26 protein-coding genes are annotated in these 25529 nt (G+C 63.0%); 7 read left to right on the top strand and 19 right to left on the bottom strand.

The features are described 5' to 3' along the window. Positions 1 to 23: 23 nt before the first annotated feature. Positions 24 to 2303, bottom strand: a complete 2280-nt coding sequence (ptsP, locus tag ACIQUF_RS17755; RefSeq protein WP_400796169.1) for a phosphoenolpyruvate--protein phosphotransferase — start codon at positions 2301 to 2303, stop codon at positions 24 to 26. Between the two features lie 22 nt (positions 2304 to 2325). After that, entirely contained in the window at positions 2326 to 2805 is a 480-nt protein-coding gene (locus ACIQUF_RS17750; protein WP_003249017.1) for an RNA pyrophosphohydrolase, read from the bottom strand. A gap of 141 nt (positions 2806 to 2946) precedes the next feature. Here ACIQUF_RS17750 and ACIQUF_RS17745 point away from each other — a divergent pair, with 141 nt between their 5' ends. Further along, positions 2947 to 3603 carry an HAD family hydrolase gene (locus ACIQUF_RS17745; protein WP_403133728.1) on the top strand — a complete coding sequence of 219 codons (657 nt, stop codon included), beginning with the start codon at positions 2947 to 2949 and terminating at the stop codon, positions 3601 to 3603. 31 nt (positions 3604 to 3634) lie between these two features. Here ACIQUF_RS17745 and ACIQUF_RS17740 read toward each other — a convergent pair whose 3' ends face one another. Continuing rightward, positions 3635 to 4060, bottom strand: a complete 426-nt coding sequence (locus tag ACIQUF_RS17740; protein WP_403133725.1) for a DUF2269 domain-containing protein — start codon at positions 4058 to 4060, stop codon at positions 3635 to 3637. A 38-nt stretch (positions 4061 to 4098) separates the two neighbouring features. Further along, the gene (gene ilvA, locus ACIQUF_RS17735) at positions 4099 to 5613 is read right to left on the bottom strand and encodes a threonine ammonia-lyase, biosynthetic (protein ID WP_403133722.1); all 1515 of its coding nucleotides are present in this window, start codon (positions 5611 to 5613) and stop codon (positions 4099 to 4101) included. A gap of 146 nt (positions 5614 to 5759) precedes the next feature. On the opposite strand from ilvA, the gene rpiA reads away from it, so the two are divergent. Further along, on the top strand, positions 5760 to 6434 hold the full coding sequence (gene rpiA / locus ACIQUF_RS17730) for a ribose-5-phosphate isomerase RpiA (RefSeq protein ID WP_012274697.1): 675 nt from the start codon (positions 5760 to 5762) through the stop codon (positions 6432 to 6434). Positions 6435 to 6457: 23 nt separating this feature from the next. On the opposite strand, the gene ACIQUF_RS17725 is transcribed toward rpiA, so the two are convergent. The 4 genes from ACIQUF_RS17725 to ACIQUF_RS17710 all read right to left on the bottom strand — a co-directional run bounded on the left by ACIQUF_RS17725 (position 6458) and on the right by ACIQUF_RS17710 (position 10627). Then, entirely contained in the window at positions 6458 to 7369 is a 912-nt protein-coding gene (locus ACIQUF_RS17725) for an SdiA-regulated domain-containing protein (protein WP_403133720.1), read from the bottom strand. Between the two features lie 90 nt (positions 7370 to 7459). Then, positions 7460 to 8386, bottom strand: coding sequence for an SdiA-regulated domain-containing protein (locus ACIQUF_RS17720; RefSeq protein ID WP_403134445.1), 927 nt, complete (start codon positions 8384 to 8386; stop codon positions 7460 to 7462). Between the two features lie 152 nt (positions 8387 to 8538). Then, complete coding sequence (locus tag ACIQUF_RS17715) at positions 8539 to 9204, bottom strand: fumarylacetoacetate hydrolase family protein (RefSeq protein WP_403133718.1); 666 nt, start codon at positions 9202 to 9204, stop codon at positions 8539 to 8541. 25 nt (positions 9205 to 9229) lie between these two features. Further along, entirely contained in the window at positions 9230 to 10627 is a 1398-nt protein-coding gene (locus ACIQUF_RS17710) for an FAD-binding oxidoreductase (protein ID WP_403133716.1), read from the bottom strand. Between the two features lie 171 nt (positions 10628 to 10798). Here ACIQUF_RS17710 and serA point away from each other — a divergent pair, with 171 nt between their 5' ends. Next, positions 10799 to 12028: a phosphoglycerate dehydrogenase gene (gene serA, locus ACIQUF_RS17705; protein WP_400796149.1), complete on the top strand. Its 1230-nt coding sequence runs from the start codon at positions 10799 to 10801 to the stop codon at positions 12026 to 12028. Between the two features lie 55 nt (positions 12029 to 12083). On the opposite strand, the gene ACIQUF_RS17700 is transcribed toward serA, so the two are convergent. Next, positions 12084 to 12560 carry a DUF4399 domain-containing protein gene (locus ACIQUF_RS17700; protein ID WP_403133714.1) on the bottom strand — a complete coding sequence of 159 codons (477 nt, stop codon included), beginning with the start codon at positions 12558 to 12560 and terminating at the stop codon, positions 12084 to 12086. A gap of 198 nt (positions 12561 to 12758) precedes the next feature. On the opposite strand from ACIQUF_RS17700, the gene ACIQUF_RS17695 reads away from it, so the two are divergent. Beyond that, positions 12759 to 13247, top strand: coding sequence for a transporter substrate-binding domain-containing protein (locus ACIQUF_RS17695; protein ID WP_403133712.1), 489 nt, complete (start codon positions 12759 to 12761; stop codon positions 13245 to 13247). A gap of 126 nt (positions 13248 to 13373) precedes the next feature. Here ACIQUF_RS17695 and ACIQUF_RS17690 read toward each other — a convergent pair whose 3' ends face one another. Beyond that, on the bottom strand, positions 13374 to 14009 hold the full coding sequence (locus ACIQUF_RS17690; protein ID WP_403134443.1) for a 2OG-Fe(II) oxygenase: 636 nt from the start codon (positions 14007 to 14009) through the stop codon (positions 13374 to 13376). A 110-nt stretch (positions 14010 to 14119) separates the two neighbouring features. On the opposite strand from ACIQUF_RS17690, the gene ACIQUF_RS17685 reads away from it, so the two are divergent. After that, positions 14120 to 14872, top strand: a complete 753-nt coding sequence (locus tag ACIQUF_RS17685; RefSeq protein WP_400796141.1) for a DUF2059 domain-containing protein — start codon at positions 14120 to 14122, stop codon at positions 14870 to 14872. Here ACIQUF_RS17685 and ACIQUF_RS17680 read toward each other — a convergent pair whose 3' ends face one another. Further along, positions 14873 to 15799, bottom strand: a complete 927-nt coding sequence (locus tag ACIQUF_RS17680) for an alpha/beta hydrolase (RefSeq protein ID WP_403133709.1) — start codon at positions 15797 to 15799, stop codon at positions 14873 to 14875. A 93-nt stretch (positions 15800 to 15892) separates the two neighbouring features. Between ACIQUF_RS17680 and ACIQUF_RS17675 the strand changes: the two genes are divergently transcribed. After that, positions 15893 to 16447 carry a DUF6436 domain-containing protein gene (locus tag ACIQUF_RS17675; protein WP_403133706.1) on the top strand — a complete coding sequence of 185 codons (555 nt, stop codon included), beginning with the start codon at positions 15893 to 15895 and terminating at the stop codon, positions 16445 to 16447. On the opposite strand, the gene ACIQUF_RS17670 is transcribed toward ACIQUF_RS17675, so the two are convergent. Then, positions 16426 to 16992 (bottom strand): sugar O-acetyltransferase, encoded by a 567-nt coding sequence (locus ACIQUF_RS17670; protein ID WP_403133704.1) that lies wholly within the window; start codon positions 16990 to 16992, stop codon positions 16426 to 16428. The two genes, ACIQUF_RS17675 and ACIQUF_RS17670, sit on opposite strands and share 22 nt — an antisense overlap. 86 nt (positions 16993 to 17078) lie before the next feature. Here ACIQUF_RS17670 and ACIQUF_RS17665 point away from each other — a divergent pair, with 86 nt between their 5' ends. Continuing rightward, a complete protein-coding gene (locus tag ACIQUF_RS17665; RefSeq protein WP_403133701.1) occupies positions 17079 to 19442 on the top strand; it encodes a penicillin acylase family protein in 2364 nt (787 codons plus the stop codon). A 170-nt stretch (positions 19443 to 19612) separates the two neighbouring features. On the opposite strand, the gene ACIQUF_RS17660 is transcribed toward ACIQUF_RS17665, so the two are convergent. The 7 genes from ACIQUF_RS17660 to ACIQUF_RS17630 all read right to left on the bottom strand — a co-directional run bounded on the left by ACIQUF_RS17660 (position 19613) and on the right by ACIQUF_RS17630 (position 25527). Beyond that, on the bottom strand, positions 19613 to 20398 hold the full coding sequence (locus ACIQUF_RS17660; protein WP_403133698.1) for a MetQ/NlpA family ABC transporter substrate-binding protein: 786 nt from the start codon (positions 20396 to 20398) through the stop codon (positions 19613 to 19615). Between the two features lie 174 nt (positions 20399 to 20572). Further along, entirely contained in the window at positions 20573 to 21403 is an 831-nt protein-coding gene (locus ACIQUF_RS17655) for a sigma 54-interacting transcriptional regulator (protein WP_403133696.1), read from the bottom strand. 64 nt (positions 21404 to 21467) lie between these two features. Beyond that, complete coding sequence (locus ACIQUF_RS17650; protein WP_403133694.1) at positions 21468 to 22049, bottom strand: alpha/beta hydrolase; 582 nt, start codon at positions 22047 to 22049, stop codon at positions 21468 to 21470. Positions 22050 to 22330: 281 nt separating this feature from the next. Next, entirely contained in the window at positions 22331 to 22732 is a 402-nt protein-coding gene (locus tag ACIQUF_RS17645; RefSeq protein WP_403133692.1) for an ExbD/TolR family protein, read from the bottom strand. Position 22733: 1 nt separating this feature from the next. Beyond that, entirely contained in the window at positions 22734 to 23453 is a 720-nt protein-coding gene (locus tag ACIQUF_RS17640; protein ID WP_403133690.1) for a MotA/TolQ/ExbB proton channel family protein, read from the bottom strand. A 29-nt stretch (positions 23454 to 23482) separates the two neighbouring features. Next, positions 23483 to 24271, bottom strand: coding sequence for an energy transducer TonB (locus ACIQUF_RS17635; RefSeq protein ID WP_403133689.1), 789 nt, complete (start codon positions 24269 to 24271; stop codon positions 23483 to 23485). 266 nt (positions 24272 to 24537) lie between these two features. After that, on the bottom strand, positions 24538 to 25527 hold the full coding sequence (locus ACIQUF_RS17630; protein ID WP_008093195.1) for a sulfate/molybdate ABC transporter ATP-binding protein: 990 nt from the start codon (positions 25525 to 25527) through the stop codon (positions 24538 to 24540). Positions 25528 to 25529 lie beyond the last annotated feature (2 nt).

The following is a 25529-nucleotide window of genomic DNA, read 5'->3' as shown; positions in this document are numbered from 1 at the left end:
GGGCTTGCCCCGCGAAAGGGCTATCAGAGGGTCTTGTTGGCCCCAGGCCCGATCATCCGCGCCAGGCCAAGGTTCTTCAGCGCCAGCTGCAACGAGCTGTGGATAACCTGCGGGTTGTCATGGCTCAGGGCGTCGGCCAGCAGCTCCTTGGCCTTGCTCATGTTGACCTGGCGCAGCATCCACTTCACCTTCGGCAGGTTGGTGGCGTTCATCGACAAGCTGTCGAAGCCCATCGCCATCAACAGGATGGCCGCCGCCGGGTCACCGGCCATCTCGCCGCAGATGCTCACCGGCTTGCCTTCGCCATGGGCGTCGCGCACCACGGTGTTCAAGGCCTGCAGCACCGCCGGGTGCAAATAGTCGTAAAGGTCGGCGACCCGTGGGTTGTTGCGGTCCACGGCCAACAGGTACTGGGTCAGGTCGTTGGAACCAACCGACAGGAAGTCCACCTGCCGCGCCAGTTCCTTGGTCTGGTACACCGCCGCCGGGATTTCGACCATCACCCCCACCGGTGGCATCGGCACATCGGTGCCTTCGTCACGCACTTCGCCCCAGGCACGGTGGATCAGGTGCAGGGCCTCTTCCAGTTCGTGGATACCCGAAATCATCGGCAACAGGATGCGCAGGTTGTTCAGGCCTTCGCTGGCCTTGAGCATGGCGCGGGTCTGGACCAGGAAGATTTCCGGGTGGTCGAGGGTCACGCGTATACCGCGCCAGCCCAGGAACGGGTTTTCTTCCTTGATCGGAAAGTAGGACAGGGCTTTGTCGCCGCCAATGTCGAGGGTACGCATGGTCACCGGCAGCGGGTGGAACGACGCCAATTGCTCGCGATAGATCGCCAGCTGTTCCTTTTCGCTGGGAAAGCGCTGCTGGATCATGAACGGTACTTCGGTGCGGTACAGGCCTACACCCTCGGCGCCACGTTGCTGGGCACGGGCCACGTCGGCAAGCAGGCCGGTGTTGACCCACAACGGCATACGGTGGCCGTCCGGGGTCACGCAAGGCAGCTCGCGCAGCGCGTCGAGGCCCTGGGCCAGTTGGCGCTCTTCTTCGACCACCTCACTGTATTGCTTGCGCAGTACGTCGCTGGGGTTGGTGAACACCTCACCCTTGTAGCCGTCGACGATCAGTTCAATGCCATCGACCTTGGAATACGGAAGATCCACCAGGCCCATGACCGTCGGGATGCCCATGGCCCTGGCCAGGATGGCGACGTGGGAGTTGCCCGAACCCAGCACCGAGACCAGGCCGACCAGCTTGCCCTCCGGCACTTCGCCAAGCATCGCCGGAGTCAGCTCTTCGCTGACCAGAATGGTGTTGTCGGCATACACCAGCGACTGCGAACGGGCTTCCTGCAGGTAGGCCAGCAGGCGGCGGCCAAGGTCCTTGACGTCCGAAGCACGCTCGCGCAAGTAGTCGTCGTCCATCAGTTCGAAACGGTTGACGTGCTCGCCGACCACTTGGCGCAGGGCGCCCTGGGCCCACTGGCCGGTCTTGATGACCTCGGTCACCTCGCCGCCAAGGGCGGCATCTTCGAGCATCATCAGGTACACGTCGAACAGCGCGCGCTCTTCCGGGCGCAGCTGGGTGGCCAGCTTGGCCGACAGCTTGCGCATGTCGGCGCGCACGCCTTCGAGGGCGTTGTTGAACAGTTTCAGTTCGGCGTCGATGTCTTCGACGGTCTTGTCCGGCACCACCTCCAGATCAGCTGGAGGCAGCATGACCACGGCGCGCCCGACAGCCGCACCTGGCGAACCCGGCACACCGACGAAGCGCGCTTCCTGGATGCCCTTGCCCTGACGCCCCAGGCCACGGATGGAGCCGGTAGCCTCGGCATGGGCGATAACCCCGGCGAGCTGGGCGCTCATGGTGACCAGGAAGGCTTCTTCACCCTCGTCGAACTGGCGGCGCTCTTTCTGCTGGATGACCAGTACACCGACCACGCGGCGGTGGTGGATGATCGGCGCACCGAGGAAAGAGGCGAATTTCTCTTCGCCGGTTTCGGCGAAGTAGCGGTAACGCGGGTGATCGGCGGCGTTTTCCAGGTTCAGCGGCTCTTCCCGGGTACCGACCAGGCCGACCAGGCCCTCGTTGGGGGCCATGCTGACCTTGCCGATGGAGCGCTTGTTCAGGCCCTCGCTGGCCATCAGCACGAAGCGATTGGTTTCCGGGTCGAGCAGGTAGACCGAGCAGACCTGGCTGCCCATGGCTTCCTTCACGCGCAAGACGATGATGCCCAACGCCGTCTTGAGATCTTTGGCGGAGTTCACTTCCTGGACGATCTTGCGCAGCGTATTGAGCATGGCTCGGGGTCGAACTCCGTCGTCAGTCGCGCGTCAATAGACGCGGTGCAAGCTCTTTCAGGGCGCGGCGGTACACTTCACGCTTGAAGGTCACCACCTGGCCCAACGGGTACCAATAGCTGACCCAGCGCCAGCCGTCGAATTCGGGCTTGCCGGTCAGGTCCATCCGCACCCGTTGCTCATTGCTCACCAGGCGCAGCAAAAACCACTTTTGCTTCTGGCCGATGCACAGCGGTTGGCTGTGGGTACGGACCAGTCGCTGGGGTAAACGATAACGCAACCAGCCGCGGGTGCAGGCAAGAATTTCCACATCATCGCGTTCAAGGCCAACTTCTTCGTTCAGCTCGCGGTACAGGGCATCTTCCGGCGTCTCGTCAGGGTTGATCCCCCCCTGCGGGAATTGCCAGGCATCCTGGTTGATCCGCCGAGCCCATAGCACCTGCCCGGCATCATTCGTGAGAATGATCCCGACATTTGGGCGAAAACCATCCGGGTCGATCACGGCAGCAACCTCGCAAACGCATGTCACCGCATTGTTCCACAAAGCCTGCGAGCGCAGCAACGCGCCCGCCAAGCTTATGTGCAGCGAGGCGAAAACTCCGTATTCTGCGGGCCTACCCAGTAGCTAATGCGAGTGACCACGATGCGCCTGGCTTTATTCGACCTGGACAATACCCTCCTCGGTGGCGACAGCGACCACGCCTGGGGTGATTATTTGTGCGAGCGGGGCATTCTTGACCCGATCGCCTACAAACAACGCAACGACGCTTTCTACCAGGATTACCTGAACGGCACCCTGGACCTGCAGGCCTACCTGGCCTTCTCCATGGAAATCCTCGCGGCCACCGAACCCGCCCAGCTCGACCAATGGCACCGCGAGTTCATGCGCGACTGCATCGAGCCGATCATCCTGCCCAAGGCTCTGGCCTTGCTGCAGCAGCACCGCGATGCTGGCGACCAGCTGGTGATCATTACCGCCACCAACCGCTTCGTCACCGCGCCCATTGCCCGCCGCCTGGGCGTGCGCGTGCTGCTGGCGACCGAGTGCGAAATGCACGATGGCCGCTACACCGGGCGCAGTACCGATATACCGTGTTTCCGTGAAGGCAAGGTGACGAGGCTGGAGCGCTGGATGCTGGAGAACGGCTTCGATCTGGAGGACAGCTATTTCTACAGCGATTCGATGAATGATTTGCCGCTGCTGGAGCGGGTGACGCATGCGGTGGCGGTGGATCCGGACCCTAACCTGCAGGCCGAGGCCGAGCGGCGCGGCTGGCCGGTGGTTTCTTTGAGAGATTGAGAGATTGGGGCGGCTCGCGCCCCAGTCTTAGTCAAACCGGCTTGGCGCCCATCAAGCCGGCGATGGACAGGAAGCAAACCCCGCTGAACACGGCCAGGGCCAGGGTGAACCGCAACCCCACCACTTCAGCCTTGCGCAAGCGGTTCAGCCGCACCAGCAACCACCACACGGCAAACGCGCCGAAGGTATAAATGACGCTGGAGGCCAACACCCAGGTCTGCCCCAGCGGCCAACCCACCAGGTGCACCAGCCACCAGCCGGTGAACGGCATGCTCACCAGGCACACGCCCATCAACAGCCAGACGAACACCAGTGGCCGGCGCAGCAGCTTGCCGTAGGCGTCGGCATCGCCCTGGCGACGGGCGCGGACGGTCCAGATCGCCAGGCCCAGTGCGCCCAGAAGCAATAGCGCAGTGGCGATGATGTGCACGGCCTTGAGGGTGGTCAGGTGTTCCATGTCTTCACGTCCTTGGGTGGTTAGCCAAGCTTAGCCGCTCAACCCAGGAACAGCTTGTAGGCCGGGTTGTCGGTTTCATCCCAGTACGGATAGCCGATCTTGGCCAGCGCCGCTGGTACCAGGTGCCGCTCCTCCTCAGGCACTTGCAACCCGGCCACTACGCGCCCGTCGGCCGCGCCATGGTTGCGGTAGTGGAACATCGATATGTTCCAGCGCCCGCCCAGCTTGTTGAGGAAGTTGAACAGTGCGCCCGGCCGCTCGGGGAATTCGAAGCGCAGCACCATCTCGTCGCTGGCACCGGCCGAATGGCCGCCGACCATATGACGGATATGCAGCTTGGCCAGTTCGTTGTCGGTCAGGTCGGTGACCGGGAAGCCCTGTTCGCTGAGGTTCTGCACCAACGCGGCCCGCGGGTCGTTCTCTGGATGCGTCTGCACACCGACGAAGATATGGGCCTCGTCCGAGGTGTGCTTGCGGTAGTTGAATTCGGTGATCTGGCGCTTGCCGATGGCCTCGCAGAAGGCCTTGAAGCTGCCCGGGCGCTCGGGAATGGTCACGGCGATGATCGCTTCGCGCTTCTCGCCCAGCTCGGCACGCTCGGCGACGTGGCGCAGGCGGTCAAAGTTGACGTTGGCGCCCGAGTCGATGGCGACCAGGGTCTGACCGGTGACGCCATAAAGTTCGACATACTTCTTGATACCGGCCACACCCAGAGCGCCGGCAGGCTCGGTGATCGAGCGGGTATCGTCGTAGATATCCTTGATCGCCGCGCAGATCTCGTCAGTGCTGACGGTCACCACCTCATCCACGTGCAAGCGGCAGATGTCGAAGGTGTGCTGGCCGATCTGCGCCACCGCCACGCCATCGGCAAACAGCCCAACCTGCGGCAATACCACGCGCTCGCCGGCGGCCATCGCTGCCTGCAGGCAGTTGGAATCATCCGGTTCGACGCCGATCACCTTGATTTCCGGGCGCAGGTACTTCACGTAGGCCGCGATGCCGGCGATCAGGCCACCACCGCCCACCGGCACGAAGATCGCGTCCAGCTGACCCGGGTGCTGACGCAGGATTTCCATGGCCACCGTGCCTTGGCCAGCGATGGTGTGGGGATCGTCGTAAGGGTGGACATAGACGAAGCCTTTCTCGTCGACCAGCTTCAGCGAGTAGGCCAGCGCCTCGGGGAACGAATCGCCATGCAAGACCACTTTGCCGCCGCGCGAACGCACGCCTTCGACCTTGATCTCCGGGGTGGTCTTGGGCATCACGATGGTGGCCTTGATGCCCATTTCACGCGCGGCCAGGGCCAGGCCCTGTGCGTGGTTGCCAGCGGAGGCGGTGACCACGCCGCGGGTCAGTTCTTCAGGGCTCAGTTGCGCCAGTTTGTTGTACGCCCCGCGAATCTTGAAGGAAAACACCGGCTGCAGGTCTTCGCGCTTGAGCAGAATCTGGTTGCCCAGGCGCTTGCTCAGCTGCCCGGCGGCCTGCAGCGGGGTTTCGACAGCGACGTCGTAGACGCGCGAGGTGAGGATCTTCTTGACGTACTGTTCGAGCATCGGGAAAGCATCACTGGCCGCGGGACAAGGCCTGCGAGTCTACCCCAGCGCTACGTCGGGCGACCACAGCAAAGCCGCCCGAGCCTTCAAGCGAGCCGTTATACTAGGCCACTTTGCAAACCGCCCTGCCCCTTTTCGGAGCCCGCATGACCCAGGACCAACTCAAACAGGCCGTCGCCCAGGCCGCTGTCGACTTCATTCTGCCCAAGCTGGATGAAAAGAGCGTCGTCGGCGTCGGCACCGGTTCGACCGCCAACTTCTTCATCGACGCCCTGGCCCAGCACAAGACCGCCTTCGATGGCGCGGTCGCCAGCTCCGAGGCCACTGCCCAGCGTTTGAAAGGCCACGGCATCCCGGTCTACGAGCTGAACAGCGTCAGCGAGCTGGAGTTCTATGTCGACGGCGCCGACGAGAGCGACGCGCACCTGAACCTGATCAAGGGCGGCGGCGCGGCGCTGACCCGCGAAAAGATCGTCGCGGCAGTGGCCAAGACCTTCATCTGCATCGCCGATGGCAGCAAGCTGGTGCCGGTGCTCGGCGCCTTCCCGCTGCCGGTCGAGGTCATCCCGATGGCGCGCAGCCATGTGGCGCGCCAACTGGTGAAACTGGGCGGCGACCCGGTCTATCGCGAGGGCGTGGTGACCGATAACGGCAACGTGATCCTCGACGTCCACAACCTGCAGATCACCAACCCGGTAGAGCTGGAAGCGCAGATCAATGCGATCGTCGGCGTGGTCACCAATGGCCTGTTCGCGGCGCGGCCGGCTGACTTGCTGCTGCTGGGCACTTCGGAAGGTGTGAAGAGCCTCAAGGCCGAGTAACGCCTTTCGCGGGCAGCCGGCGATTATTCCGTCGGCTGCTTGAACACATAAAACAGGTTCGGCTCACTGACCAGATAGATCGTCCCCGCCTCGTCCATCGCAATCCCTTCCGCCTGCGGCACCGTCTGCTTCAACCCCTGATACCCCTTGCGCAACGCCATCGTACTCAGCGGCTTGCCCTTCACGTCCAGCTCCAGCACCAACCGCGATTCATCCGACAGTGCCAACAGATGCCCGCTGCGCTCATCGAACTGCAGGCTCGACAAGTCCCTTACGAACAGCCGAGCATCGCGCTTGCGGTCCTGCACCACGTGCACGGCATAGGGCTGCTCCGGGTTGTCGTGGGGGAACCCGTGAATCTCGTAGATCACCATCGGGTCGCGTTCCTTGGCTACGAACAGGCGCTTGCCCGCCGAATCATAGGCCAGGCCCTCGAAGCCCTTGTTGCCGTTCAGGCCGATCCCGAGGCTCAGTTGCTCGGCATCGTTGGCATCAAGGAACATCGTGTCGTCCTCAAGGCGCACGCGAATCAGCCGCTGAGTGCGCTCATCGGTGATCACATAACTGTTGTGGCCCACATACTCCACCGCCTCCGGATCACCGAAGCCGGTCAATGGCACACGGCGCAGGATGCGCCCGTCGAGGGACAATTCGATCAACTCGGAACGCTGGTTGGTCACCGTGAATAGCGTTTTACGGTCGGGGTCGTAGGTCAGCGCGGAAACATCGTCGTCCAGCCCTTCGATGGGCTGCGCCTCGATCTCAACCTGGTAGCGCTCCAGGCCCATGCTCAGCTCGGCCGGCTGCCACCAGGTCTTGAGGTTGAACCAGCCACGCTCGGCCAGGCGGAAATGCCGCTCGGCCGCACCCAGGACGAGCACGGCGAGCAGGCCAAGAACAGCCAGAACCAGGGGCAGACGAACAGTGCGACGCATAGAGGCAGACTCGGTTTGAGGACGGCGAATCTAACCACGCTCAACTGAAGTAAAGCTTAATGCCAGCATCAGAAGAGTCCGATGTTGCTGTCAGTTTTTCTTGAAGCGATAGAACAACGCTGGCTCGCTGACCATGTACAGATTGCCTTTGTCGTCCATGGCCACCCCTTCAGCACGCGGAATGGTGTCCTTCAGGCCGTTGAATCCGCCCAGCAAAGTCATGAAGCTGACCTGCTGGCCTTGCTCGTCGAGCTCCAGCAGCATGTTCGAATCGGCCGACAGCACCAGCAAGTGGCCAGTGCGCGGGTCGACACCCAGGGCCGACAGATTGCGTAGGTCGAGTTCGTCGCTGGCCAGCAGTTGCTTGTCACCCTTGAGCGGGCTGCGGCCATCGGTGCTCCAGGTGTACAGCTTCGGCGGCCGTTCCTCGCCGATCACCAGGCGCTGGCGCATCGGGTCCCAGGCGATGGCTTCGAAGCCTTTGTTGCTCTTTACCGAGGGGCCCAGGTCGTGGCTCGGGAAATCCGCATGGTTCAGCGATTGGGTCTGGGCATCCACTTTGACCACGGTCAGGTCGTGGAGGCGCTCATCGGTGATGGCCAGCTGGCCATCTTCCAGCACGACGACTCCTTCGGGGTTGTTCCAGCCTTCCAGGGGGATTTGCCGCAGCACGTCACCATCAAGGCTCAGCTCGACCAGGAAGGGGTTCTTGCCCATGACCACGAACAGCGTGCGGGTATGTGGGTTGAACGCTATGTCCGAGGCTTCGTCGTCATCCATGCCCGGCAAGGGCTTAGCGTCGATATCGACCTGATAGTCCGGCAGCCAGACACTTTCGCTGCGCTCGGCGCTGGATTCGAACCCCTCCTTCACCCACAGCAGGCCACGGTCGTCCCAGTGCATTGCCACCGCCACGCCGTAGCCGATCACCGCAGCCACGGCCAGGGCGAAGGGCCAGCGCCGGTAAAAGCGGCGCTTGATTTTGGGGGAGGCGGAGGCACTGGACATGCGGGGTATTCCTGGGGAAATAGGCTAGGGTTTGCGCATTATCCGGATGGGTTGTGAAAAAAACGGTAAACCGCGTCGTCCGCATCGCGGATGAATCCGCTCCTACAGGGACGGCGCTGTAGGAGCGGATTCATCCGCGATGGGCTCACTTGAATGTCAGGTCACAGCACCCGGCTCTCGAAGCGGCTCACACCCGGCAGCTCCAGCACCAGTTCATCCCCTACATTGAACGGCCCAACGCCGGCCGGCGTACCGGTCAGGATCACATCCCCCGCCTGCAGCGAAAAACATTTGGCCATGTACTGAATGATCGGCACGATCGGGTTGAGCATCATCGCGCTGTTGCCGTCCTGGCGCACTTCGCCGTTGATGGTCAGACGCACCGGAATGTCGGTCACGTCTTCGAAGGAGGCGGCGGACACGAACGGCGGCAGCACACAGGCCCCGTCAAAGCTCTTGCACAACTCCCAGGGCAAGCCCTTCTCCTTGAGCTTGGACTGCAGGTCGCGCAGGGTCAGGTCCAGCGCCGGGGCGTAACCGGAAATGGCGTCCAGCACTTCTTCTTCCGAAGCATGCGCGGACAGGGACTTGCCCAGCAGCACGGCGATTTCCGCCTCGTAATGCACCGAACCACGGTCTGTCGGAATCTTGAACCCACCTTCCAGCGGCACCACGCAGCTGCCCGGTTTGATGAACAGCAGCGGCTCGGTCGGAATGGGGTTGTCCAGTTCCTTGGCATGCTCGGCATAGTTGCGGCCGATGCACACCACCTTGCCCAGCGGGAAGTGTATGCGCGTGCCGTCTACGTACTGGTGCTGGTAACTCATGGCCGACTCCTTTGCTTACTGCTTTTTATTCAGGAGCGAAGATCTTACCCGGATTCATGATGCCGTTAGGGTCGAAGACGGCCTTTATTGCCTTCATGCAGGCAATTTCATCCGGCGAGCGGCTGTAGCCCAGGTAGTCGCGCTTGGTCATGCCTACGCCATGCTCGGCGGAGATTGAGCCGTTATAGCGCTGTACGATTTCGAACACCCATTTGTTGACCTTGGTACACGACGCGAAGAAATCATCCTTGCTCATGTGCTCGGGCTTGAGGATGTTCAGGTGCAGGTTGCCGTCGCCGATATGCCCATACCAGACCACCTCGTAGTCGGGGTAGTGCTGGTTGACGATCGCATCGATGTCGCGCAAAAAGGCCGGGACCTTGGAGACCGTGACCGAGATGTCGTTCTTGTACGGCGTCCAGTGCGAGATGGTTTCCGACAGGTACTCGCGCAGCTTCCACAGGTTTTTCAGCTGGGTTTCGCTCTGGCTCATCACCCCGTCCAGCACCCAGCCCTGCTCGACACAGTGCTCGAAGGTGGCCAGCGCTTCGTTGGCCACCTCTTCGGTGCTGGCCTCGAATTCCAGCAAGGCATAGAACGGGCAGTCGGTGGCGAACGGCGCGGGCACATCGCCGCGGGCCATGATCTTGGCCAGGCCCTTGTCGGAGAAGAACTCGAACGCGGTCAGGTCGAGCTTGCCCTGGAAGGCATGCAGCACCGGCATGATCGAGTCGAAGTCCGGGGTACCCAGGACCATCGCGGTGAGGTTGCGCGGGGCGCGGTCCAGGCGCATGGTCGCCTCAACCACGAAGCCCAGGGTGCCTTCTGCACCGATGAACAATTGGCGCAGGTCGTAGCCGGTGGCGTTCTTGATCAGGTCCTTGTTCAGCTCAAGCAGCTCACCCTTGCCGGTGACCACTTTCAGGCCTGCTACCCAGTTGCGGGTCATGCCGTAGCGAATCACCTTGATGCCGCCGGCATTGGTGCCGATGTTGCCGCCAATCTGGCTGGAGCCGCTGGAAGCGAAATCCACCGGGTAATAAAGGCCCTGCTCTTCGGCAAAGGCCTGCAACTGGCGGGTGACCACCCCCGGCTGGCAGACCACCGTGCGGTCGAAGGCGTTGAAGTCGAGAATCTGGTTCATGTAGTCGAAGGCGACCACTACCTCGCCGTTGGCTGCCACGGCACCGCCGGAAAGCCCGGTTCGGCCGCCGGAAGGCACCAGCGCGACCTGATGGCGATTGGCCCAGGCGACGATTGCCTGAACCTGTTCTACGCTCTTGGGCAGCACAATGGCGCTGGGTGCGGGCGGGTAATGCTTGGTCCAGTCCTTGCCAAAAGCTTCCAGGGAAGCCGCGTCAGTCAGGACCTTGCCAGGGTCGACAAGGGTCATCAGTTCATCAATTGCAGCGGGTAAGGTCATCGCTGGAACTCTCGACTTATTCATAGTCACCCTGAGCACGCTTCACCTGTCGGGATAAGCTCAGATTGTGTCGCGTATGCTAGCATAGCCCTCCCGCTGTTCATGCTAAGGCCCGCGCTGCGCCTAGCATCACTCCTCGCCATTTTTTCTCCGGGATACAGGTTTACGCAGATGAGCAAGACTTCTCTCGACAAGAGCAAGATCCGGTTCCTTCTTCTTGAAGGTGTGCACCAGAACGCGGTCGATACCCTCAAGGCTGCCGGCTACACCAACATCGAATACCTCACTGGTTCGCTGCCGGAAGCCGAGCTTAAGGAAAAGATCGCTGATGCCCACTTCATCGGCATCCGTTCGCGTACCCAGCTGACCGAAGAGATCTTCGACTGCGCCAAGAAACTGGTCGCCGTGGGCTGCTTCTGCATCGGCACCAACCAGGTCGACCTGGAAGCTGCCCGTGAACGCGGTATCGCCGTGTTCAACGCACCGTACTCGAACACCCGTTCGGTGGCCGAGCTGGTGCTGGCCGAAGCCATCCTGCTGCTGCGCGGCATCCCTGAGAAAAACGCCTCCTGCCACCGTGGCGGCTGGATCAAGAGCGCGGCCAACTCGTTCGAGATCCGTGGCAAGAAGCTGGGCATCGTCGGCTACGGCTCGATCGGCACCCAGCTGTCGGTACTGGCCGAGAACCTGGGCATGCAGGTCTACTTCTACGACCCGCTGACCAAGCTGCCGCTGGGCAACGCCGTGCAGGTCACCAGCCTCAACGAGCTGCTGGGCCTGGCCGACATCGTCTCGCTGCACGTGCCTGAGCTGCCGTCCACCCAGTGGATGATCGGCGAGAAAGAAATCCGTGCGATGAAGAAGGGCGCGATCCTGATCAACGCCGCCCGTGGCACCGTGGTCGAGCTGGACCACCTGGCCGCCGCGATCAAGGACAAGCACCTTATCGGCGCCGCCATCGACGTGTTCCCGGTGGAGCCGCGCTCCAACGACGAAGAGTTCGAAAGCCCGCTGCGCGGCCTGGACAACGTGATCCTGACCCCGCACATCGGTGGTTCGACCGCCGAAGCCCAGGCCAACATCGGCCTGGAAGTCGCCGAGAAGCTGGTCAAGTACAGCGACAACGGTACCTCGGTGTCCTCGGTCAACTTCCCGGAAGTGGCCCTGCCAGCGCACCCAGGCAAACACCGCCTGCTGCACATCCACGAAAACATCCCGGGCGTGCTCAGCGAGATCAACAAAGTCTTCGCCGAGAACGGGATCAACATCTCCGGTCAGTTCCTGCAGACCAACGAGAAAGTCGGTTACGTGGTTATCGACGTCGATGCCGAGTACTCGGACCTGGCGCAAGAGAAGCTGCAGCACGTGAAGGGCACCATCCGCTCGCGCGTACTGTTCTGAGCTTGATCGCTGGATGAAAAAGGGAGGCCCTGGTGGCCTCCCTTTTTTTGTCTGCTTATTTCACTTCAACAGTGACCTTCTTTGACTCGACGCTTGGCTTGAACGGCACGTGATACTGGTCACCCAGCACCAGTTGCAGGGTGTGCTTGCCCGGCGTCAGGGTGATGGTGGCCTCGGTCTGGGCCTTACCGAAGTGCAGCACCTGCGGGCCGGCCGGCAGTGCGGTGCCGGCTTCTGGCATCAGGCTGGTGGGGAGTGGCATGTCGGCCACCGGTTCCTTGTCGACATCCACCAGCAGGTGGTGATGGCCGGTGTGCGGGGTCTGGTCACCCGCAGGCTTGAGAGCCATGCCCTCGATACCAAACTTGACGGTGAAGGTCTTGTCGACCGTGGCACCATCGGCGGGGGAAACGATGAAGACCTTGGCATCCTTGGGCGGCTCCTGGCTCTTCAGCGCATCCGCAGCGCTGGCCAACACCGAGGCCCCCATCAGCAGACCGGCAACGGCAGCACGCGAAAATAGGCTGTTCATTCACTTCTCCTGTGATTCACTTAAAAGCCACCGCCAGAAAAATCCTACGGCGGCGGTAGTTCACCATAGCCCACAAAGAGAAATATTTCAGTTAGGGTTAAACCTCGCCAAGGCTTCAAGGTCATAGGCTGCGCTCGACCACGACGAGGAAGAAAGTCGTGGCGACAGTTACTCATTTGCCAAAGAAAGGGGCATTACATGCGTTCGACCATAGGCGTACTGCTGGCAGTACTCATCACGCCATTGGCTCAAGCCGAGCTGATAGACGAAATAGCCGACCGGGGCGAACTGCGCATTGCCGTGCAGGCCGATAACGCGCCGTACTCGTTCAAGGAAAATGAACGCATGACGGGTTTTGAAATCGAACTCGGCCAGGATCTGGCGCACGAGCTGGACTTGCGGGCGGAGTTCGTCGAAGCGACGGCTGCAGAGGTGCTGCCGGGTGTGGAAAGCGGCAAGTACGACGTCGCTCTGACGCCGCCAACCGAATTGCCAGCAAATGATGGCCCGTTCGATGTGAGCCTGCCAATTGGTGAGAAGAAACTGGTGATTCCCTTCCAGAAAGACAACCCAGCGTTCGAGAGCGCGGTGAACAACGCGCTGCAGCGGCTCAAGGACAGCGGCCGCACGGCTGAGCTTGAGCAGAAGTGGTTCAAGGGTGTGCCGCAGACGGCTGCCGGGCAATAGTTGATTCAACCCTGTGGGAGCGGCTTTAGCCGCGAAGCAATCTACACGGGGGATGGCACCGGCTTCGCCGGTGTTCGCGGCTGAAGCCGCTCCTACAGGGAAATGCCAAATCAATAAGTTGGCGTTTCAGAACAGGTCATTACCACGGCGCCGGAACCAACCCGTCAACGACAGCCGCTCACGTCCGGCGGGCAGCACCTCATGGGGCACCTCGCCCGAAAGGAAGATCACCAGGGTGCCGGCCACGGGCTGAACGTCGTGCACCACATCATCCGCGAGGAACATGCGCAACTGGCCGCCATCCTGCGGCTGCCAGTCTTCATTGAGGTAAAGCACAGCGGAAACCATGCGCCGGTCGTCGTCGCGGAAGCGGTCCAGATGCCGGCGATAGAACGCCCCCGGTGGATACAGGGCGAAATGGCATTCGAAGTCTTCGAGGCCAAGGAACAGCCCCTGGTTGATGGCCAGGCGCAGCTGGTCCATGACGTCCAGGTAGCGGTCGCAGGCCTCGGCCTGGCCGGGGTCGATCCACTCGATCTGGTCACCACGGATTGCCTCGCGCACCTCCTGCGCCACGCCGCGCCCGACCCTGGCAGGGTTGAGCTGGCCTTCGGCATCACGGCGCCGACATTCGGTCGCCAGCGCGCGCACCAGTTCGCCAGGCACGAACAAGGCCTGCTGCGACCAACCATGGGTTGCCAGATCGTCGACGACGGCCGCTAGCATCGGGTGTTCAAGGGAGATGTGCATGGCGCGCATCATATCCATAAGCCCTGCACTCGCACAGCGCCACTTGGCCGAGAATCACGCGCCCGTCTCGACAAACCGGCGCCGAGCCAAGGACAATAGCCCACTGCCGACAGGAGTCCTGAATGCGCCGTCTGTTTTCCCTGCTTCTGCTGATGATCTGCACCATGCCTGTCTGGGCAGACAGCCTCGATCAGCTGTACAAGGCCGCCGGCTGGCCCGACCAGCGCGCCCATTTCAACGATGCCGTGAGCGCCGCCCAGCAGCGCTACCGCAACAGCCTGCCGCCTACGGTTTACCAGGCGCTGGTCAACAACAGCAATCAGCGCTTCCAGGCCGAGGGCATGGACCGCCGTGCCCAGGCGCAACTGCGCAGCGCGTTGCCCAACCCGGCGCCAGCGCTGGCCTTCTTCCAGTCACCGCTGGGGCGCAAGATCGTCGCCGCCGAACTGCTGGCCACGCGCAAGGACCAACTGGCCAAGAACGCCAAGGGCCTGCCGAAAATCCAGGCCAGCGACAACCGCCTGCTGATCATCGGCCACCTGGCCCAGGCGCTGCCGGCCCGCGAAGCCGGTGCCGAAGTCAGCCTGGCGATTGCCGGCGTGGCCGCCGACAGCCTCAGTTCGATGATCCCCGGCCTGTTCGGCGGTGGCCAGGCCCAGGGTCTGCTCGACGGTCAGCGCCAGCGGCTGATGAATCAGATAGGCGAAGACCTCAACAATACGTTGCTGTACGTCTACCGCGACCTGTCCGACGCCGAACTCGAAGAATTCGCCACCTTCGCCGAATCGCCGGAAGGCAAGGCTTACTACCAGGCCGCCGTCGCCGCCGTGCGTGCGGGGCTGGCGGTCGGCCAGAGCGGGGCCAACCTCAAGTAGTCAGTTCAACCGCTGGTCGATGAAGTCGAAGTAGCGCTGGCGGATGCTCGGCAGTTCGTTGGCCAGATGGTGACGGGCCTCGGGCAGCATGAGGATCTGCGGCTCGCTGAACTTGGCCTTGAGCACCTTGAGGTTGTAGGGCCAGTCTACGGTGCCGTCCGCCTCACCTTGCACGATCAACGGCTGTCGCGTGCTGCACGGGGCGGCTTCAATGCGTTTGACCCACGCCATCAGCGCACCGACCCAGGCGGTCGGCAGGCGCCGTGGTTGCAGCGGGTCGGCTTCCAGGAACGGCAGGAAAGTTGGGTCGTTGCTGTTCTCGCTAAAGCGCCGCTCGATGCCATTGACGAAGTGGCGCAGCACCCGGTAACTGAACTTCGACCACCGCCAGGCCCGTGGCCGCACCAGCGGCGCCAGCAGGATCACCTGGCCATCGATCGGGCTCTGCACGCCTTGATGCAGCAAGTGATCCACCGCAATCGCCCCGCCCGTGCTTTGTCCGCAAAGGTGCCATGGCCGCGGCAGTTCGAGGTGGCGTGCCTGCTCGAACAAGGCATCCAGCACCTGCTGGTACAACGCGAAGTCAGTGATACTGGCCCGCTCGCCGCTGGAAAGCCCGTGCCCCGGCAGGTCGCAACTGATGACCGCATAACCCTGCTTCAAGGCCCACTCGATCACATGCCGGTACAGGCCCATGTGGTCGTAGTATCCATGCAGCAGAAACAGCGTCGCCACCGGCTGCGCCGGCAGCCAGGCTTGCCCGACCAGATCGAACCCCGCTGCCTGGAACCCACCGAGCCAGCTCTGTACCGGCAGGTTCAGGCCATAGAAGCGCTGATAGTCCTGCGCCAGCGCAGACAGCGGCTGGCGAGCACTGAACGGCGCAAGGCTGGGGCGCAGGCGGTCGGGGTGAAAAGCAGCAGGCATCGGGTACATCCACAGCGAAGCGAGAATTGACCTGTGATATTCAGCTCTCGCCACCATCGTGGCAAGCTTGGGCACCGTCAAACGAGCAACCGCATGAAATCCATCCTGACCACCCTTGCACTGCTGATCGGCGCCGCCGTGCTCTGGTGGGCCTACGACAGCTTCCAATCACGCTATCTGCGCCCGTTCGACAACCAGGCCACGCTGTTCGACGGCAGCCAGCTGCATCTGCCCGCCGAACTCGCGGGCCCCGGCCCGATCCGCGTGGTGCACTTCTGGGACCCGGCCTGCCCCTGCAACGTTGGCAACCAGCAGCACCTGGGCGAGTTGGTGAGCCACTTCGCAGGCAACGACGTGACCTTCCACGTCGTGCAAAAGCCCGGCAGCCACGGTCAGTTGCCGGCCAACCTCGCCGGCCTTCAGCCCATCGCCCACTTACCTGGCAGCGAACAACTGCCCGCCTCCCCCGCCGTGGCAATCTGGGATCGCCAGGGGAATCTGGCCTACTTCGGCCCCTACAGCGAAGGCGCGGTGTGTAACGCCAGCAACAGCTTCGTCGAACCGATCCTCAAGGCGCTGCTCGATGGCCGCCAGGTCACCGCGTCGAACACCCTGGCGGTCGGCTGCTACTGCCCCTGGGCCGGCTGACGCACCCGCGCCGGGTTACCCACCACCACCGCGCCCGCCGGCACATCGCGGGTGACCACGCTGCCAGCGCCGACTACCGCGTTGTCGCCAATGGTCACCCCCGGCAGGATGATCGCCGCACCGCCAATCCACACATTGTTGCCAATGGTCACCGGCCGCCCGCTTTCCAGCCCGCTGCGCCGCTGCTCGGGGTCGAGCGGGTGGTCGGCGGTATAGATCTGCACCGCCGGCCCGATCTGGCAGTCGTCGCCGATGCGCACCGGCACCACGTCGAGGATCACGCAGTTGAAGTTCATGAAGGTGTTGCGGCCGACGCTGATGTTGTAGCCGTAGTCGCAGAAGAACGGCGGGCGGATCACCGTGCCTTCGCCAACATGGCCGAAGTGTTCGGCGAGCAGGCCGTTACGCGCGTCGTTGAGCAGCTCGACGCTGGTGTTGTAACGGTGCATCCAGTGCTTGTTGGCGATCTGCTCGGCCTGCAGCTCGGGGCAACTGGCGTGATAGGGCTGGCCTGTAAGCATTTTCTGTTTTTCGCTGAGGGACATGGAAACTCCTATCGGGGGCTATGCTCTGTGCGCGAATCCGTCGATGATCGGACCACAGTTTCCGCTCGATTGCACAAGGAGTCACGATGAAGCGCAGCCTGACCCTGTTGGCCCTGGTGGTAGCCGTGGCCGCCGGCGCTGGTTACTGGTACGTGCACGGCAAACTGCCGCAGCGCGACGGCGAGGTGGCGATGGCCGGCCTGCAGGCCCCGGTCAGCGTGCGTTATGACGCCCGCGGCGTGCCGCACCTGCAGGCGCAGAACGAAGCGGACCTGTACCGCGCCCTGGGGTATGTACATGCCCAGGACCGCTTGTTCCAGATGGAGATCATGCGCCGCCTGGCGCGTGGCGAACTGGCCGAGGTGCTGGGCGAAAAATTGCTGCCCACCGACACCCTGTTCCGCAACCTGCGCATCCGCGACCAGGCAGCGTTGATGGTGCAGCGCCTGGACCGCCAATCACCCGCCTGGCAGGCTCTGCAAACCTACCTCGATGGCGTGAACAACTGGCAGGCCGGCCACCCCAAACCCATGGAGTTCGACCTGCTCGGCATCGCCTCCAGGCCGTTCACCGCTGAGGACACCCTGAGCATCGCCGGCTACCTGGCCTACAGTTTTGCCGCTGCATTTCGTACCGAGCCAGCGCTCACCTATATCCGCGACCAGCTCGGCCCGCAGTACCTGAAGATCTTCGACCTCGACTGGCAGCCAGACGGCGCATTGGGCACACCGCTGGCCACAGCCGACTGGCAAAGCCTGGAAGCCCTCGCCCGCCTCAGCCACGAAGCACTTGGCGATGCCGGCATCCCACAGTTCGAAGGCAGCAACGCCTGGGCCGTGGCCGGCAGCCGCACCCGCAACGGCAAGCCGTTGCTGGCCGGTGATCCGCACATCAGCTTCGCGGTGCCGGCGGTGTGGTACGAAGCCGAGCTGTCGGCGCCGGGGTTCAACCTGTATGGCTATTTCCAGGCACTCAACCCGTTCGCGCTGCTCGGCCACAACCTCGACTTCGGCTGGAGCCTGACCATGTTCCAGAACGACGATGTCGATCTGATCATGGAAAAGACCAACCCGGCCAACAGCGATCAGGTCATGGTCGATGGCCAATGGCGGACACTGGAAAAGACTCAGCAGCAGATCGCCGTCAAAGGCGAGCAGCCGGTCACCGCCGAACTGCGTCGCTCACCCCACGGGCCGATCGTCAACCAAGTGCTAGGCGCAACCGCTGGCGCAGCGCCGATCGCCATGTGGTGGGCGTTTCTGGAAACCGAAAACCCGATCCTCGAAGGTTTCTACCAGCTCAACCGCGCCGACACCCTGGCGAAGATGCGCGAGGCGGCGGCCAAGGTTCAGGCACCGGGGCTCAATTTCGTCTGGGCCAATGCCAAAGGCGATATTGGCTGGTGGGCTGCGGCGCAACTGCCGATCCGCCCGGACGGGGTCAACCCGACGTTCATCCTCGATGGCTCAAGCGCACAAGCCGACAAGCTTGGCTTCTACCCTTTCAGCGTCAACCCGCAACAGGAAAACCCGGCCAGCGGCTACATCGTTTCGGCCAACTACCAACCGCCCGCCGTGGTGCCGGTCCCGGGCTACTACAACCTGCCGGACCGGGGCCGTCAGCTGGACCGCCACCTGGCCAACCCGGACGTGAAGTGGGACATCGACAACAGCCAAGCGCTGCAACTGGACACTGCCAACGATTACGGCCCACGCACCCTGGCGCCGTTATTGGCGACCTTGCGCAGCATCGCCCAGGGCGATGAGGAAAAGGAACTGGTCGAACAACTGGCGGCCTGGCGCGGTGACTACCCGCTGGACTCGACCAGCGCCACGCTGTTCAACCAGTTTCTCTACCAGCTGGCGTATGCCGCATTGCATGACGAACTGGGCGACATCTGGTTCCCGGTACTGATCAGCACCCGCGCCATCGACGCCGCGCTGCCACGCCTGGCCGCCGACGCCGAATCGCCATGGTGGAGCACCCGTGGCGCCAATGAACGCACCGACCGTACCGCCGTTGTGCGCATCGCCTGGCAGCAGACCCTCAGGCACCTGGGCGAGACCTTTGGAAAAGACCCGGCCAGCTGGCTATGGGGCAAGGCCCATACCCTGACACACAACCATCCGCTGGGGGCAAAGAAGCCGCTGAACCTGATTTTCAATGTCGGACCGTTTGCCGCACCGGGGACGCATGAGGTGCCCAACAACCTGTCGGCGAAAATCGGGCCGGCGCCATGGCCGGTGACGTATGGGCCTTCGACACGGCGGCTGATCGACTTTGCCGATGTCGGGCAGGCGCTGACCAGCAACCCGGTCGGGCAGAGTGGGGTGCCGTTCGACAAGCACTATTCGGATCAGGCCGAGGGGTACATCGAGGGGCGCTATCAGCGGGCGCAGATGGGGGTGATTCCGGCGCAGAGCACGCTCAGGCTGGTACCAGCACATTAGCCAAGTGGGAGCGGCTTTAGCCGCGAAGCAAGCGACGCGGTGGATGGCACCGGCTTCGCCGGTGTTCGCGTCTGAAGCCGCTCCCACTGGGATTCGCATGCATCAACCACTATCAGCCACAAACAAAAACGCCGACGCAAATGCGTCGGCGTTTTTCATAGCGTGAAGAATCAGAACGCCGGCAGCACCGCACCGCTGTATTTCTTGGCGATGAATTCCTTCACTTCAGGGCTGGTCAGGGCCTTGGCCAGCTTCTGGATAGCCTCGCTGTCCTTGTTGTCCGGACGAGCCACCAGGAAGTTCACGTACGGCGAGTCGCTGCCCTCGATTACCAGCGCGTCCTTGGCCGGGTTCAGGCCCGCTTCCAGTGCGTAGTTGGTGTTGATCATGTCCAGGTCGACCTGGTCGATCACACGCGCCAGCATGGCCGATTCCAGCTCGCGGAACTTCAGTTTCTTCGGGTTCTCGGCGATGTCTTTCGGCGTGGCCAGGGCGTTTTTCGGGTCTTTCAGGGTGATCAGGCCAGCCTTCTGCAGCAGGATCAGGGCGCGGCCGCTGTTGCTGCCTTCGTTAGGAATGGCAACGGTGGCGCCGTCCTTGAGCTCGGACAGGTTCTTGATCTTCTTCGAGTAACCACCGAACGGTTCGACGTGAACGCCGATCACGGTTTCCAGGTGGGTGCCTTTGCCTTCGTTGAAGCTCTTCAGGTACGGCAGGGTCTGGAAGTAGTTGGCGTCCAGGCGTTTCTGGTCGACCTGCACGTTCGGCTGCACGTAGTCGGTGAAGACCTTGATCTGCAGGTCCACGCCCTCTTTGGCCAGGGTTGGCTTGATCAGCTCGAGGATTTCGGCGTGGGGCACCGGGGTCGCGGCAACCACCAGTTTCTCGGCGGCGGCAGCCAGGCCGGAGAACGACAGGGCGGCGGCCAGGGCAGTAGTCAGCAGGGTCTTCTTCATGGTGGTCCTTGTTCTGTTTCTGGCCATCGGCGATGGCGAAGTCGGTGCCCAACCGTTTCATCAGTGGGCGTGAAGCGGAAGATACCGAGATTTTTTATTCCGCAACAATACCTTTTAATTAGCTACTTATTCCAAAAACAAAATGCCACCACCGGCTTTGCTTATGAGCGATGTCTAGCGCGCGAGGTTCGGCAAGTCGAGGTCTTCCGGCAGGATCTCTTCACTGTCGTTGACCAGCAGCGCAAAGTGGATGATGTTCTCAAGCTCCCGGGTATTGCCGGGCCAGGCGTGGGCTTCCAGCACCTGCTGGGCCGCTTCGCTGATCAGCGGCACCGGGCGCTGCAGGCGGGCGGTGTAGATGCCGACGAAGTATTCGGCCAGGGGCAGAATATCGCCGCGCCGCTCGCGCAACGGCGGCAGCTCCAGTGCGCCCTCCCGCAGGTACTGGTACAAGCGCTCGTTGAACCTGCCGGCCTTGACCACTCGCGCCAGGTCGATGCTGGTGGCAGCCACCAGGCGTACATCCACCGGCTGCGGCTGCTGCGCGCCGACACGAGTGACTTCGCGGTTTTCCAGCGCGGCCAGCAGCTTGCCCTGTATCTCCAGTGGCAGGTCGGCGATTTCGTCCAGGTACAGGGTGCCGCCGTTGGCCGAGCCGAACCAGCCGGCGCGGCTGCTGGCGGTACCGCCGTGGGTCCCGGCGCTGTAGCCGAACAGCTCGGCGTCGGCGTAGGTGTGGCTGATGGCCGGGCAGTTGACCGAGACGAACAGCCCGCCACGGTCGCTGGCGCGGTGGATTTGCCGGGCCAGCAGCTCCTTGCCGGTGCCGGTCTCGCCGCGGATCAGCACCGGAAGCGGTTGCGGGGCCAGCCGTTCCAGGGCCTGGCGCAACTGCTGCGAGCGCGGGTCGATGAACACCAGCGCCTTGGCGCGGATGCTCAGGGGGCTCTTGTCCAGTTCAGGGAAGGTCAGCAGCGGCTGGCCGAATGGGTTTTGAAAGGTCATGACGAACTCCCGCCCCAGGCCTCCAGCGGCCGGGCGTCAGGCTAACGGTAAACAGTAGGGCCGATCAGGCGCGGCGCAGCGCGCGCTGCTCGACCCGGCTTTGCAGGCGATACAAGTAGGCGAAGCCCTGCTCCCAGCGTTCATGCCCGGACTTGACGTTGATATGCCCGGCATTGCTCAGCAAACCCGCTTCGGCGCCCCAGGCCTGAGCGAGGTACAGCGCGCGCGGCACGCTCACTGCCGGGTCGTTGTCGGAGCTGACCACCTGGCTGGGGAATGGCAACGCCTGCAGCGGGATTGGCGCGAAGTTGCGCAAGGCGGGCGAGCAGGTTGGCCGCTCGACGTCCGCTGGCGCCACCAGCAACGCACCGCGCACACGGCGCAGCAAAGACGGGCAGGCCTGCTCGGCCCAATGGGCGACCGTGACGCAGCCCAGGCTGTGGGCGATCACAATCACCGGCGAATCATCAGCGGCAATGGCCTGCTCCAGCGCCTGGACCCAGTCCTGACGCTGTGGGGTGAGCCAGTCGTGCTGCTCGACCCGGGCGCTGTTGGGCAGGGTGCGCTGCCAGTGACTCTGCCAATGGTTGTCTGGCGATCCTTGCCAGCCCGGCACAATCAGGTAACGAATCGACTCATTGCGCATGGGGACGCCTCCGGTAAGTTTGCGTGCTTGGAGACAAGTATAGGGAGAGGGTTATATTCGTAAAGGAATAAGAAGCTATTTGTTAATAACCAAAAATTCAATAGCCGCTTACCCAGTGGGAGCGGCTTTAGCCGCGAAGCAAACGCCGCGGTGGATGGCACCGGCTTCGCCGGTGTTCGCGGCTGAAGCCGCTCCCACGGGTCACTACAGGTATAAAAAAAGGGCCTACCCCTGCCAAGAGATAAGGCCCATAAGCATTTGCCTGAAGAAAACCCTGAACATCAGCGCGCCGTAATCACCGCCAACTTGCTGATCCCCGCACGTTCAATCGCCGCCATGGCCCGCGCCACCTCGCCATAATTCACACCATCGTCGGCCTGCAGCTGCACACGCACCTCTGCATCCTTGGCCTTGGCCGCCTTGAGATTGCTCTCCAGCAGGTCTGGTTGAATCTCGTCCTTGTTGATGAACAGCTTGCCGCCGCCATCGATGCTCACCACCAACGGGTCCTTCTGCTCCACCGGGGCCACGGCCTCGGTCTTGGGCAGGTTGATGGGGATGGCGTTGGTCAGCAGCGGCGCGGTGACGATGAACACCACCAGCAGCACCAGCATGACGTCCACCAGCGGCGTGACGTTGATTTCACTGAGGACTTCGTCGCTGTCCTGGGTCGAAAAGGCCATATCAGGACGCCTCCTTCACTGGCTGGGTGAATCCGGCCTGGGCCTTGTGCACGGCAGGGTGCACCAGTACGCGGAAGGCACTCTTCTGCGCCAGGCTGTAGAAGTCATGGGCGAAGTCATCCAGGTCGGCGGCGGTCAGCTTGAGGCGGCGCAGGAAGTAGTTGTAGACCAGCACCGCTGGCACCGCGACGGCGATACCCACACCGGTGGCGACCAGCGCCGCGCCGATCGGGCCGGCCACGGTTTCCAGGCTGGCCGAGCCCGCGGCACTGATGCCCTTGAGGGCTTCCATGATGCCCCACACGGTGCCGAACAGGCCGATGAACGGCGAGGTGCTGCCGATACTGGCCACCACCGCCAGGCCGGTTTCCAGCGAGCGGCGCTCACGCACGATCTGCTGGCGCAAGGCGCGCTCCAGGCGGTCCTGGTGGTTGATGGCGTGGCTCAGGTCGTTGGCCTGGGCATCGCCGACGGCAATCGCGGCATAACCGGACTGGGCGACGCGGGCTGCCGGGCCGGGTAGTTCGTGGCTGATCTCGGCAGCCGAATCCAGGCTCGATGCGGCCCAGAATTGCTGGTGGAAGCGCTTGTCCTGGTTCTTCAACCGCACGAACTGCACGACCTTGACCAGGGCCAGGCCCCAGGTGGCGACAGAGAAACCAACCAGCAGCCAGATGACTGCGCTTTCAACGGATTCGAGGGGGGATGCCAGCAGGCTCATGGTGATGTCTTCCTATGTTCTGTGAAAAGTTAGCGAAGCTTGAAATCGATCGGCACGCTGACCCAGCCGGCCTGGGCCACGTCGCCCTGCTTGGCGGGGACGAAGCTCCAGCGCTTGACCGCAGCCAGCGCGGCGGCGTCGAGGGCGTCGCGGCCGCTGCTCTTCTGGATCTGAATCTGCCCCGGCTTGCCGCTGGGCAATACCTCGACCCGCAGCAGCACGGTGCCTTCCCAACCACGGCGCAGGGCCATCTGTGGGTACTCCGGCGCCGGGTTCTTCAGATACGCGGCGTTGGCCGAGGGTGGCGTCACCGGGGCCGGTGGTGCGGGCGGCGCCGGGGCGGCCACTGGTGCGGGCGCAGGGGGTGGTGCCTCGACCGGCTTGGGCTGTGGCTTGGGCGGCTGCTTGGCGACCGGTTTAGACACAGGTTTGGGCTTCGGTTTGGGCTTGGCGGCCAGCTCGTCGACTACCGGTGGCGGAGGTTCGACCACCGGCGGTGCCGGAGCGGGGGGTGGCGGCTGGACCACAGGCGGCGCAGGCGCGGCAAACTCGATGGTCATGGGCGGAATCTGCGGCGGCACCACTGGCAGCGCAGGCGTCGGCGACTGGCTCACCCAGTAGGCCGCAGCGCCGTGCAAGGCCAGCACCAGCAGCCCCAGCGCCAGCTTGTCACGGCGCTTGAGGCCGCTGACCGGGGTGCGTTGCAGGCGCAGCTGGCCCAGTGGCAGGCGAAGCGTCCGTCCAAGCTCGACCAGGTCACCCGGGGCTGGGCGCCATGGCTGGTCGTAGGCCCTGACGGCCGTCTGGACATTACCCATTGATCAAACTCCTGGGGTTCTTGATTCAGGTGTGTGGCTGAATCATCGGGGGCAGGGGCTTAGCTCTTAAAGTAATGTTTGAAGTTAAAGTTAGATCTTTAAGGAATATGTATTTTCAGAGAATGGCTCAAGGCCGCGGGTTTCGGGGGCTTGGCAGAGGTGAGGTTTAGGCGATGCCTTATAGGCATATAAAAAATACAGGCAGAGCATTGAATGCCCATAAAAAAACCCGGGACCATGCCCGGGTTTCCCACTCGCCTGACGAATCAGATATCCGCCACCTTCTGCCAAACCTTCGGCCTGAAGAACAACGTCTCGCCACGCGCCAGCCCGGTCAGGCTGTCGTGGTCCTTGACCACCTCGGCCTCGATCAGCTCGCTCTGCCCTTCCACCTTGAGCGTTACCCGTGTCGTCGCACCCAGCGGGCGAATGTCACGCACCTCGGCGGCGTGGTGCCCCTCGGTCTCATGACGTGACAACGACACCTCATGCGGGCGGAACAGCACGTGGTGGCCTTCGCTCAGCGCCAGGCGGTTGGAGTCGCCGAGGAAGTGGTAAACGAAGTCGTTGGCCGGTTTTTCGTACACTTCGCCCGGCGAGCCGATCTGTTCGATCACGCCCTTGTTCATCACCACGATACGGTCCGCGACTTCCATGGCTTCTTCCTGGTCGTGGGTGACGAACACCGAGGTCAGGTTGATGTCCTCATGCAGCCGCGCCAGCCAGCGGCGCAGCTCTTTGCGCACCTTGGCGTCGAGGGCGCCGAAAGGTTCATCCAGCAGCAGCACCTTGGGCTCCACCGCCAGGGCGCGGGCCAGGGCGATACGCTGGCGCTGGCCACCGGAAAGCTGCTCGGGGTAGCGGTCGGACAGCCAGTCCAGCTGCACCATGTTCAGCAGCTCATGGACCTTCTCGGCGATCTTGCTCTCGCTCGGGCGCTCGCCCTTGGGCTTCATGCGCAGGCCGAAGGCGACGTTATCGAAAACGCTCATGTGGCGGAACAGCGCGTAGTGCTGGAACACGAAGCCGACGTTGCGATCCCGCACGTCATGGCCGGACACGTCCTCGCCGTGGAACACGATGCTGCCGTCATCCGGCGTTTCCAGGCCGGCGATGATGCGCAGCAGAGTGGTCTTGCCGCAGCCGGACGGGCCGAGCAGGGCCACCAGCTCGCCGCTGTGGATATCCAGGTTGATGTTGTCCAGGGCCTGGAAGCTGTTGAAGCGCTTGCTGACATTACGAACTTCGATCGACATGA

It is taken from the genome of Pseudomonas sp. NPDC090233 (assembly GCF_044772285.1).
In the GTDB taxonomy this organism is placed as follows: domain Bacteria; phylum Pseudomonadota; class Gammaproteobacteria; order Pseudomonadales; family Pseudomonadaceae; genus Aquipseudomonas.
The sequence above is the reverse complement of the archived record's forward strand: the minus strand, read 5'-3'. Positions and strand labels throughout refer to the sequence as shown.

What these genes read in the sequence shown, in the direction of transcription:
- ACIQUF_RS17650 (WP_403133694.1), bottom strand. Translation starts at nt 22,049, where the DNA reads ATGCGCAATGAGTCGATTCGTTACCTGATTGTGCCGGGCTGGCAAGGA.
- ACIQUF_RS17660 (WP_403133698.1), bottom strand. Translation starts at nt 20,398, where the DNA reads ATGAAGAAGACCCTGCTGACTACTGCCCTGGCCGCCGCCCTGTCGTTC.
- ACIQUF_RS17670 (WP_403133704.1), bottom strand. Translation starts at nt 16,992, where the DNA reads ATGTCCCTCAGCGAAAAACAGAAAATGCTTACAGGCCAGCCCTATCAC.
- ACIQUF_RS17695 (WP_403133712.1), top strand. Translation starts at nt 12,759, where the DNA reads ATGCGTTCGACCATAGGCGTACTGCTGGCAGTACTCATCACGCCATTG.
- ACIQUF_RS17745 (WP_403133728.1), top strand. Translation starts at nt 2,947, where the DNA reads ATGCGCCTGGCTTTATTCGACCTGGACAATACCCTCCTCGGTGGCGAC.
- ACIQUF_RS17740 (WP_403133725.1), bottom strand. Translation starts at nt 4,060, where the DNA reads ATGGAACACCTGACCACCCTCAAGGCCGTGCACATCATCGCCACTGCG.
- rpiA (WP_012274697.1), top strand. Translation starts at nt 5,760, where the DNA reads ATGACCCAGGACCAACTCAAACAGGCCGTCGCCCAGGCCGCTGTCGAC.
- ACIQUF_RS17665 (WP_403133701.1), top strand. Translation starts at nt 17,079, where the DNA reads ATGAAGCGCAGCCTGACCCTGTTGGCCCTGGTGGTAGCCGTGGCCGCC.
- ACIQUF_RS17645 (WP_403133692.1), bottom strand. Translation starts at nt 22,732, where the DNA reads ATGGCCTTTTCGACCCAGGACAGCGACGAAGTCCTCAGTGAAATCAAC.
- ilvA (WP_403133722.1), bottom strand. Translation starts at nt 5,613, where the DNA reads ATGCTCGAACAGTACGTCAAGAAGATCCTCACCTCGCGCGTCTACGAC.
- ACIQUF_RS17640 (WP_403133690.1), bottom strand. Translation starts at nt 23,453, where the DNA reads ATGAGCCTGCTGGCATCCCCCCTCGAATCCGTTGAAAGCGCAGTCATC.
- ACIQUF_RS17630 (WP_008093195.1), bottom strand. Translation starts at nt 25,527, where the DNA reads ATGTCGATCGAAGTTCGTAATGTCAGCAAGCGCTTCAACAGCTTCCAG.
- ACIQUF_RS17690 (WP_403134443.1), bottom strand. Translation starts at nt 14,009, where the DNA reads ATGATGCGCGCCATGCACATCTCCCTTGAACACCCGATGCTAGCGGCC.
- ACIQUF_RS17635 (WP_403133689.1), bottom strand. Translation starts at nt 24,271, where the DNA reads ATGGGTAATGTCCAGACGGCCGTCAGGGCCTACGACCAGCCATGGCGC.
- ACIQUF_RS17655 (WP_403133696.1), bottom strand. Translation starts at nt 21,403, where the DNA reads ATGACCTTTCAAAACCCATTCGGCCAGCCGCTGCTGACCTTCCCTGAA.
- ACIQUF_RS17675 (WP_403133706.1), top strand. Translation starts at nt 15,893, where the DNA reads ATGAAATCCATCCTGACCACCCTTGCACTGCTGATCGGCGCCGCCGTG.
- ACIQUF_RS17710 (WP_403133716.1), bottom strand. Translation starts at nt 10,627, where the DNA reads ATGACCTTACCCGCTGCAATTGATGAACTGATGACCCTTGTCGACCCT.
- ACIQUF_RS17685 (WP_400796141.1), top strand. Translation starts at nt 14,120, where the DNA reads ATGCGCCGTCTGTTTTCCCTGCTTCTGCTGATGATCTGCACCATGCCT.
- serA (WP_400796149.1), top strand. Translation starts at nt 10,799, where the DNA reads ATGAGCAAGACTTCTCTCGACAAGAGCAAGATCCGGTTCCTTCTTCTT.
- ACIQUF_RS17680 (WP_403133709.1), bottom strand. Translation starts at nt 15,799, where the DNA reads ATGCCTGCTGCTTTTCACCCCGACCGCCTGCGCCCCAGCCTTGCGCCG.
- ACIQUF_RS17715 (WP_403133718.1), bottom strand. Translation starts at nt 9,204, where the DNA reads ATGAGTTACCAGCACCAGTACGTAGACGGCACGCGCATACACTTCCCG.
- ACIQUF_RS17725 (WP_403133720.1), bottom strand. Translation starts at nt 7,369, where the DNA reads ATGCGTCGCACTGTTCGTCTGCCCCTGGTTCTGGCTGTTCTTGGCCTG.
- ptsP (WP_400796169.1), bottom strand. Translation starts at nt 2,303, where the DNA reads ATGCTCAATACGCTGCGCAAGATCGTCCAGGAAGTGAACTCCGCCAAA.
- ACIQUF_RS17700 (WP_403133714.1), bottom strand. Translation starts at nt 12,560, where the DNA reads ATGAACAGCCTATTTTCGCGTGCTGCCGTTGCCGGTCTGCTGATGGGG.